Source organism: Paenibacillus sp. S150 (genome assembly GCF_019352175.1).
Taxonomy (GTDB): Bacteria; Bacillota; Bacilli; order Paenibacillales; family Paenibacillaceae; genus Paenibacillus_AQ.
Window position 1 is genome coordinate 1 of sequence record NZ_JACBYI010000077.1, and the last position, 8,605, is coordinate 8,605.

Consider the following 8,605-nt stretch of genomic DNA (forward strand, 5'->3'; position numbering starts at 1 on the left):
GAATAACGGCAGAAATGCCGTTAAAGGAGGTCCGGTCCCGTGAACCGGGGAGAATAACGGCAGAAATGCCGTTAAAGGAGGTCCGGTCCCGTGAACCGGGGAGAATAACGGCAGAAATGCCGTTAATTCCACGCCCGAATGCTGAACAGGGTGCTCAGGAGACTCTACTAAGGGTTACCCTCCTTCTGAGCTGCCCCTTTTCTGCTTATTTTCACCCTCCGGAAGGAAATCCGTGCGCTTTGCTGCGCCAAGCTGCCAGAAATGCAAGACTCAACAGAGCAAACAACGCCCAAGGAAAAGAGCGGACTCCCGTTGTTTCGAGAAGAATACCGCCGATTACACCGCCGCCGCTGATCGCCAGGTTCCAAGCTGTCACCAACATCGACTGAGCCACGTCAGCACTCTCACCCCCTGCTACGGCAATTGCAGTCTGCAGCAAGGTTGCAGCTCCCCCGAACGTCAGCCCCCATACAGCGGCCACAATGAAGATTATACCAGGCTGGCTGCCTATGCCTAATGCAACAGATGCCACAGCAAACGCTGCCAGGCTGATCAGAACCAGCGACCGCAGATGGCGGTCGATCCAGACGCCAATCAGCCAGATGCCAACAAGCGCTGCAATTCCAAAAATAAGCAGCACTAAGTTCACATGTCCGGCAAGTCCCGTCTGATTAAGATAAGGTGCAATGTAGGTATAGAGAATATTGTGTGCCAGTACCCAGGCCAGCACGACAAATAATACGGGGCGTACTCCAGGCGTGGCGAATACTTTATGGAGAGGGAGACGATTGCCTGCGGCTTCTCCCGGGTAATCAGGCAGCTTCCACAGAACCCAGCCGGCCAGCAGCAGAGCAAGCAGTGACAGGATGCTGAAGACATTGCGCCAGCCGGCAAGGTCACCGAAAAAGGTTCCGGCAGGAACGCCGAGTGCAAGAGCAAGAGGTGTACCGACCATTGCAACGGCCATGGCACGTCCCTTCAGCGGCTCCGGCACCATGCGCCGGGCATAGCCTGCGGACATTCCCCATAGGACACCTGCAGCTACGCCTGCGAAGAAGCGCGCTGACAGCGTTAGCGTATAACTGGAAGAAAACGCGGTAACGGTATTGAAGACAAGAAAACCAAGGATGCACAGCAGCAGCAGAGGTTTCCGCCGCCAACCGCGCGTTACGGCGGTCAGCGGAATCGCTGCAAGCAGTGAGCCTAGCGCGTATAAGGTAACAAGCTGACCTGCCATGGCCTCCGTCACTCCCAGCCCCGGGCTGATCTGCAGCAGTAGCCCGGCGGGAACAGTCTCGGTAAGAACACAGATGAAACCTGCCATAGCGACGGCAAGCAATGCAGCCCAGGGAAGACGTCCGGAAGCGGGAGCGCTGGGCACCTGCACTTGCGGTGAGGAAGAAGCTGTAGTATTGCTGTTCATTTCGATACACCTCTCCAGTGATATAATTTATTTGCTCAATTTGCCGTAGACAGCAATGCAGAGCTCAACCGCTAACGATCCCGGCATTCCCTTCAGCACGGTATTGGTGAAAGCCATCACGCTGCTGCTCGGAATGGACAAACCACGGATGATTATGGGTGCGGCCTATGAGCCATTAGCCCAATCGATTTTCCATTGTCTGCGGAAACTGGGTCCTCTTAAGCACCATAATCCCCAGGCCAAAGCCCCTCTGTCCAGGAAAACAAATCACCGGTCTGACAGGTATCATTCCGTGAACCAGGACTCTGGCAGCGAAGCGCCCTCCTTTATGCATGGTTTTCAGCAATTGCAGAAAGTAGTTATATTATATAAAATTAGTTATCCTGCTTACATAAGGAAACAAAGCTATAATGGCTGTTTGGCAGTTGAAAACGAGGGGATCTGCATAAATTCCCTTGAAATTAAAGGAGTTGAATGGAATGGATCGTACAGATAAGCAAATTCTGTTTCATCTTCAAAGCCAGGCGAGAATGTCCATGACGGAACTAGGGAAATGTGTGGGTTTATCACAACCGGCAGTGACGGAAAGGGTTAGGCGTTTGGAGGAAAGCGGGGTGATCTGCGGCTATCGGACCATTATTTCTCCTGAAAAAATCGGGAAGCATGCCGCCGCCTATATGCTGTTCCACTCCAGAGAATGCAATGCCTTCATGGATTTCTGCCATTCCTCTCCTGAGGTCGTTGAATGCTACAGGATCAGTGGAGAGCACAATTACCTGTTAAAAGTAATGACCGATTCCACACAAGCGCTGGAGCAGTTCGGTAATGAATGCGATAAATACGGGAACTATACGATTCTAATTGTGATGTCATCGCCTATTGACCATAAATACTTTATTCCTTCGCTGGAAGCAGCAGGGGTAAACCTGCTTGAATAGACAATAAAGTGTATGCCTTCCGAATCCAGTTTGCACAAGAGAATTCAGGAAGGAATCAGGTTGACCGTAAGGCCCCGGATTCAAAAGGAACGGAATGCCCGGAAACTGGGCCATGAGCAGTAATAACATATGACCCTGGACAAGCATGGCTGGGGGATGTTTAGCCTCTGCCCTCAGCGGGGAAGTAGATATTAAATGCTTGAGGAGGCTTATACATAGTGGAAAAGAATCTGTTGGAGCAGCTCGCAGCGTGGCATGAAGAGGGCGAATATGCCCAAATCGCAGACCGCATCATGGACATTCCTGAACCGGAAAGAGATTACGTGCTTATAGGCCAGCTGGGCCGGGCGCTGAATAATCTGGACCGATACAGCGAGGCGCTGGAACAGCTGCTAAGCATTGCGGAGCAAGGGAAGCAGGACGCAATCTGGCACTATCGGGCGGGGTATGCCTATTACTATCTGAAGCAATATGAGGAAGCGGTCCGCGAGTTCGGGCTTGCGGATGAGCTGGAGCCCGGAGATGAGGATATCATGCAGCTGCTGGGCTACAGCCGGAATGCAGCGGCGAGGCAGCAGCGGGAGGAACGGCGTTTTGCTGCGGCACAATCCAGCGCTGGGACTGCAGCAGGAAGCACTGCTGAACCGTTTGACTTCGGCAGCTTCTGGGAGGACAGTGACTATGCCTTGGATTCATATGTATCGGAGCCGCCTACGGATGAATTGATTGCTTCAATCGAGGAGGAGCTTGGATACAAGCTGCCGGCATTTTATATCGGGATGATGAAGCGGCATAACGGAGGGGTGCCCCGGAGCACCTGTTTTCGCGCAGAGGAAGCGACCTCTTGGGCAGAGGACCATGTGGCAATCACCGGGATTATGGGAATCGGCCGGGGCAAAAGCTATTCGCTCTGCGGAGAACTGGGCAGTCCATTCATGATTGAAGAGTGGGGCTATCCGGATATTGGTGTGGTGTTCGGTGACTGTCCGTCCGCCGGGCATGATGTGATTATGCTGGACTACCGGGCCTGCGGCAGGGACGGCGAGCCGGCGGTGATCCACGTGGATCAGGAGGCGGACTACGAAATCACGTTTCTGGCCAAAGACTTCGAGAGCTTTGTACGCGGGCTGGTGAATGAGGAGGTCTTCGATACGTCCGAGGCAGATCAAGCGGAGGATCTCCGTAAGGTATCCCATGGAGCATTTTCTCCCCTGCTTGCAGAGCTGTGCAGCAAGGTCACGGAGCTTGATGATATCGAGGGGATAATCCGTACAATCTGCACGGCAATTGTTGAAGAAAAAGGGCATTTTTCTTTACATGCCGATGAACGCTCCGTCCTGTTGTATGATGTGCAGTTCTGGCTCTACACCAAAGCCTGCCCGGATACGAGCCGTACGGAATACCTGGAGGCGTATTCAAAAATGATCGCATTCGGAGGTGAATTTGGAACAGGCGGCTACGCCCCTTCGTTCATCTCCGATTGGCTGGATGAACGAATCCGGCAGGGAATGATTGTTGAGCATGACGGTGCGCTCCGCTTCACGGAACAGGCGGCAGACCTGCTGCTGCACAAGCTGCAAAATATGAAGATACCTGATCTTACTGCTGGCGGCGTTGAGCCTTTTATCCTGGTAGAGCAGGCTCACGGCGGCATGTCAGTCATTCTAGCCGCCGGTTCATACCGGGCAGAGCTGCTCAGCTCCAGGGCGGATGAGGGCTTTGAGGGCAACGGCTATGACTGGACATCCCTGGCGGCCGTTTTTCTGGAGGAGAAGATGCCGGAGCTGGCGGGTACTGTCCATTTTGACCCGGAGGCCGATATGTTCTGCGCATATTCTGACAACAGAGAAGCTATCCTTAGCTTCGCCGCCGGATTCAAAAAGGCCTGTGAGGATGAGATGCTGATTAGTGAACTGTTCTCCCGGGCAGTGCTGGACTGATTACTGCGCAGCGGCCGTGCGGTACTTTTCATTTACCCATTCCGGGAACGGCAAAGTCCTCTCCACTGTTGGCAAACGCGTGAACCTACTGGGAGAGATAACGGGCAAAGCATCCGGGACGTTGCCTTTCCAGTATCTTTTAAAAAGAATAGACGTACACCTTGGTCCGCAGCGCATCTTTGCAGGTCACTGTGCGGACCGGCTGCATGCCCGGCAGGGCGAAGAAAATACTGATCACCACCGCTCCCGGGGGCAGCTCCTGTTTGAACTTGGCCGCTAGTTGCTCCATTGCGCCGGGGAACAAATAACAGAGAACCATATCGGCATCGGCGTATGAGCTGCGGTAGATATCCCCCCGGATAAAACGGAGCCTGCCTCGCAGCGGGTCTCCGCCGCTGGTGAAGGGCAAGATTCGGGCAGCAATGGCGGCCAGCAGCCGGGATGACCACAGAGGAATGCTGGAATTCTCAATCCCGGTCAGTCTTTTGCCCGGACAATGGCGGATGACATCCAGCCCCAGCGTGCCCCAGCCGGACCCGGCCTCCACAATAGTGCCGTAGCCAGGAGCCCGGTTCACTTCCCCGGCAACCGCCAGCCGTACCGCCCTTGATGAGGGCATCGGCGATATCCCGTTCCGCCAGGTGTCTAATATGATCCACATCGCTGACAGTAGAACGGCGAGAGCGAGGAGCCATGTCATGATTTGGAGAATGAGCATGCAATCCTTTCCTTCCTGTATAGAACAGTGTTTTAGCGTTTCTGTAATTATAAATTCCCCGGGCCGCATCATCAAATCTGCTGCACGGGCAGTATGAATTTAACTGAAGCCCTCATCCACTTTGTGCAATCTAATTCTCTGAACGATTGATGAGTTAAAAATGCTTTTGAGTTTGGCGAAGATGGGTAAATGGGTGGAATAAGAGGTAGAAGTGCTTTTGATTTCGGCGCAGGTTGGCATTAGGCTGCGGACGGAGCCGCTGCAGGCCCCGGATGCTCGGCTTGAAGCGTACCGCAGCATTTGGAATGTACGCTTCGTCAATCTGGAAGACTATTTGCGGCAACTGCAATCCGAAAACAGAGAATACAAGGAACGCTAATTACAGGAGGGATTTGAATGTCCAACATGATTTCCAGAGTAGAAGGCCGGGAACTGATTCTTGTGCGTGTGTTCGATGCGCCGCGTGAGCTTGTATTCGAAGTGTTCTCCGAGGCTGAGCATCTGAAGCAGTGGTGGGGGCCTCGAGGCTGGACGGTTCCTGTCTGTACTGCTGATTTTCGCCCGGGCGGTGTTTGGCATTACTGTATGAAATGTGTGGATGAGAAGCAGGGGGATTTCTACGGTATGGAGTCCTGGGGCAAAGGGGTCTACCATGAAATCGCAGATGGGGAGAAAATCGTCTACACCGATTATTTCTCAGATGCTGAAGGCAACGAAGCCAAAGGCATGCCGTCCACTCTGGTTACTATGCTCTTCGAGGACCAGGGAGGGAAGACGAAGCTTGTAAGCCGCTCAAAATACGATTCCGCCGAAGCACTCAAAACGGTTATGGATATGGGCATGGAGCAAGGGATTACCGAGACCTGGGACCGTCTAGAAGAGCATTTGCAGTCGGTACAGTAAGTTACTATTATTACAGACAATCAGTGCAAGAAGATAATGAAGATAACCAGAGACTGTCCATTAAGCTATAATGCTGGCCGGGATGGTTTCTTTTTGTGCTGAATAATGTTGCAGCTCGGGCGTGGGGGGATTCATGCCAACTCCATTAAGCCCTGCACCGGAAATGGCACAAGGCTTAGGCCTTGAAGTCTTTTTTAGGCCAAGGCGGCAATCCAAGGAGACAGAAGAATGACGTCACTGGTGTTAACGGATTGGCCAATTCTGAATCCGCTGAGATTCTGTGACCTGAAATTGATCGGCGGAGCGACGAGGCCGGAAACGCCTGTACTTCGGCCACCCAGGTTGGAGCCGTTAACCTGATTATAGACAGCAAGCTGATACGTAACATCTCCCGAGAGTGTAAGAGGCTCCATTAAAGGGAGGATGAAGATTCCGGCATTTAAGGAGGTTGCCACTGCAGTCATCCCGATAACGGTGGATTGTGATGAACTTGCAGGGAGCAGAACGGCCATCTGAAAGGTTCCGGTTGAGCCTAATTGCGTGACATAGACTGCAAGTCTGTTGATAGTTCCCTGCTGCCCGCTAAAAGCAAGAGCCCCAACGGCCTGGTTATTGCCTCCGCTGGCGTTGAAGGGAACCACCGCGTTGATGTCCCCGATCCTGAAGGTTTCTATGAATGCCGTGCTGCCTGCTGCCTGGGATGCCATTCCAGGAGGCCCGGCAGGTCCGGTCGGTCCGGCTTCACCTGCCGGGCCTGTAGCCCCCGTTAATCCCGCTGCACCGGGAATTCCCATGAGGCCCATGGCTCCTTGAGCGCCAGTGGCGCCCGTAGCACCTGTAGGTCCGGGAATTCCCTGCTGGCCCATTAATCCCATGGCGCCCATCAGCCCGGTAGCTCCTATCTCACCAATGCTGCCCATGAGCCCGATGCTGCCCATCGCGCCCGTAGCGCCGATCTCGCCCATGAGCCCGATACTGCCCATCGCGCCGGTCGCGCCCGTAGCCCCCGTAACCCCGATGCTGCCCATGAGCCCGATACTGCCCATGGCTCCGGTCGCACCCGTAGCGCCCATGGCGCCGATGCTGCCCATGAGCCCGATGCTGCCCATGGCCCCGGTCGCGCCCGTGGCGCCCATAGCGCCGATCTCGCCCATGAGCCCGATGCTGCCCATGGCCCCGGTCGCGCCCGTGGCACCCATAGCGCCGATGCTGCCCATGAGCCCGATGCTGCCCATGGCCCCGGTCGCACCCGTGGCGCCCATAGCGCCGATCTCGCCCATGAGCCCGATGCTGCCCATGGCCCCGGTTGCGCCCATAGCACCCATCTCACCGATGCTGCCCATCAGCCCGATGCTGCCCATGGCCCCGGTTGCGCCCATAGCACCCATCTCACCGATGCTGCCCATGAGTCCGATGCTGCCCATGGCCCCGGTCGCGCCCATAGCACCCATCTCACCGATGCTGCCCATGAGTCCGATGCTGCCCATGGCCCCGGTCGCGCCCGTGGCGCCGGTTCCGCCCATCAGCCCAATGCTGCCCATGAGTCCGGCCAAGCCGGTGGCACCTTGGACACCCATGTTCCCCATCGGTCCCATCAGCCCCATCGGTCCGGTCGCGCCCGTAGCGCCCATGAGTCCGATGCTGCCCATGAGTCCCATCGGCCCGGTCGCGCCCTGCGCGCCCATCAGCCCAATGCTGCCCATTAACCCCACAACGCTAATGACTTCAGTTTGCCCGGCAGAGGCGGTAACTCCCGGCGGGGATTTCGGGCTGCGGTGCCGCTTGCGTTGAGTCCCTTTTTTATCCAGCAGGGTCCGGATTCTCTTCAAATGCTTGCTTTTACTATAGGATTTGAAATAGAGCGGATGCTTGACATGTTCTTTTCTCATTTTTTTCAGCTTCGGCTTTCGGATTCTTTCCGTCTCCGACTTCGTCATGGTTTCCCACCTTCTAAAGGTCATGTAATTTGCCGCAACCGGGCTTCTGTATAGCGTATGAGGACATTTGCGGAATGGAGTAGACGTATGACCCGCTCTCCCAAGAAACATTTCAGCGCACAGAATTCCCCTCAAAATGCGCAGACGGATCTCCGGCTCTCCCACGGTGCTGGTCGGAAACGGATAAATTATGGAAGCCAACCGGAACAAGATCTGCTGCACCCTGGATTCATCACGTCCAAGCGCTGAGGGAGAAGGGGTTTTTATTATCGAAGAGGCAGAGTATGCCTTGCTTGAAGACAGTGGGAGAATCTTTATGCTCAAAAAGGATGCGTTCCGCCTCGCCAACCGGCAGGATTTGGGTTTGCCGCTGCTATCGCAGGCTTTTCCCGTGGAGCTGATTATGGATGGTGCGGTGACCGAGGACAATCTGAAACGGCACGGGCTGACCCGGGAGCCGCCGGACTATATTAAAACCCGGAAAAGCACAGGCTTTCCCGGGTTTTTTGTGCGTACGCCCAGCATGGGCGTCATCTTTAGGGTGAAAGTCCCGAACGGGGGCTGGCGAGCGCCTACCGTTAGCCAAGGGCAAGGGTGTCCACCGTGAGGTGGAATCTGAAAGGAAGCCGGAGGCAAAAGCACGGGCCAAGGTACACGAACTGGATTGGAGGCTGTGTCAGTCGGATAAGTCACCTTAACAGGACGAAATCCAAAGCCGCCAAGGGCTGGCGCGGTATACTCCAGGG

Annotated in this window: 8 protein-coding genes; 5 read left to right on the forward strand and 3 right to left on the reverse strand. The window is 55.0% G+C overall.

Annotated elements, in window-relative coordinates; translation table 11 throughout:
- Nucleotides 1-211: 211 nt before the first annotated feature.
- Nucleotides 212-1,423, reverse strand: a complete 1,212-nt coding sequence (locus tag HYD27_RS31350; RefSeq protein WP_219221698.1) for an MFS transporter — start codon at nt 1,421-1,423, stop codon at nt 212-214.
- A gap of 479 nt (nt 1,424-1,902) precedes the next feature.
- On the opposite strand from HYD27_RS31350, the gene HYD27_RS31355 reads away from it, so the two are divergent.
- Both HYD27_RS31355 and HYD27_RS32815 read left to right on the forward strand, forming a co-directional pair.
- A complete protein-coding gene (locus HYD27_RS31355; RefSeq protein WP_219221699.1) occupies nt 1,903-2,361 on the forward strand; it encodes an Lrp/AsnC family transcriptional regulator in 459 nt (152 codons plus the stop codon).
- Nucleotides 2,362-2,579: 218 nt separating this feature from the next.
- Complete coding sequence (locus HYD27_RS32815; protein WP_219221700.1) at nt 2,580-4,301, forward strand: Imm51 family immunity protein; 1,722 nt, start codon at nt 2,580-2,582, stop codon at nt 4,299-4,301.
- 139 nt (nt 4,302-4,440) lie between these two features.
- Here HYD27_RS32815 and HYD27_RS31365 read toward each other — a convergent pair whose 3' ends face one another.
- Nucleotides 4,441-4,920 carry a class I SAM-dependent methyltransferase gene (locus HYD27_RS31365; RefSeq protein WP_309242159.1) on the reverse strand — a complete coding sequence of 160 codons (480 nt, stop codon included), beginning with the start codon at nt 4,918-4,920 and terminating at the stop codon, nt 4,441-4,443.
- A gap of 310 nt (nt 4,921-5,230) precedes the next feature.
- Here HYD27_RS31365 and HYD27_RS31370 point away from each other — a divergent pair, with 310 nt between their 5' ends.
- Together HYD27_RS31370 and HYD27_RS31375 are read left to right on the forward strand one after the other, a co-directional pair.
- A complete protein-coding gene (locus HYD27_RS31370) occupies nt 5,231-5,398 on the forward strand; it encodes a hypothetical protein (protein WP_219221702.1) in 168 nt (55 codons plus the stop codon).
- A gap of 17 nt (nt 5,399-5,415) precedes the next feature.
- A complete protein-coding gene (locus tag HYD27_RS31375) occupies nt 5,416-5,922 on the forward strand; it encodes an SRPBCC domain-containing protein (protein ID WP_219221703.1) in 507 nt (168 codons plus the stop codon).
- Nucleotides 5,923-6,116: 194 nt separating this feature from the next.
- Here the strand turns inward: HYD27_RS31375 and HYD27_RS31380 are convergent, their stop codons facing one another.
- A complete protein-coding gene (locus HYD27_RS31380; RefSeq protein WP_219221704.1) occupies nt 6,117-7,859 on the reverse strand; it encodes a collagen-like domain-containing protein in 1,743 nt (580 codons plus the stop codon).
- Between the two features lie 190 nt (nt 7,860-8,049).
- Here HYD27_RS31380 and HYD27_RS31385 point away from each other — a divergent pair, with 190 nt between their 5' ends.
- Nucleotides 8,050-8,466, forward strand: a complete 417-nt coding sequence (locus HYD27_RS31385; RefSeq protein WP_219221705.1) for a YetF domain-containing protein — start codon at nt 8,050-8,052, stop codon at nt 8,464-8,466.
- The last annotated feature ends 139 nt before the right edge of the window (nt 8,467-8,605 follow it).

Bases quoted from the DNA above. Each gene is read 5' to 3' on its own strand.
- HYD27_RS31350 (WP_219221698.1), bottom strand. From the start codon at position 1,423: ATGAACAGCAATACTACAGCTTCTTCCTCACCGCAAGTGCAGGTGCCC.
- HYD27_RS31355 (WP_219221699.1), top strand. From the start codon at position 1,903: ATGGATCGTACAGATAAGCAAATTCTGTTTCATCTTCAAAGCCAGGCG.
- HYD27_RS31365 (WP_309242159.1), bottom strand. From the start codon at position 4,920: ATGCCCTCATCAAGGGCGGTACGGCTGGCGGTTGCCGGGGAAGTGAAC.
- HYD27_RS31375 (WP_219221703.1), top strand. From the start codon at position 5,416: ATGTCCAACATGATTTCCAGAGTAGAAGGCCGGGAACTGATTCTTGTG.
- HYD27_RS31380 (WP_219221704.1), bottom strand. From the start codon at position 7,859: ATGACGAAGTCGGAGACGGAAAGAATCCGAAAGCCGAAGCTGAAAAAA.
- HYD27_RS31385 (WP_219221705.1), top strand. From the start codon at position 8,050: ATGGAAGCCAACCGGAACAAGATCTGCTGCACCCTGGATTCATCACGT.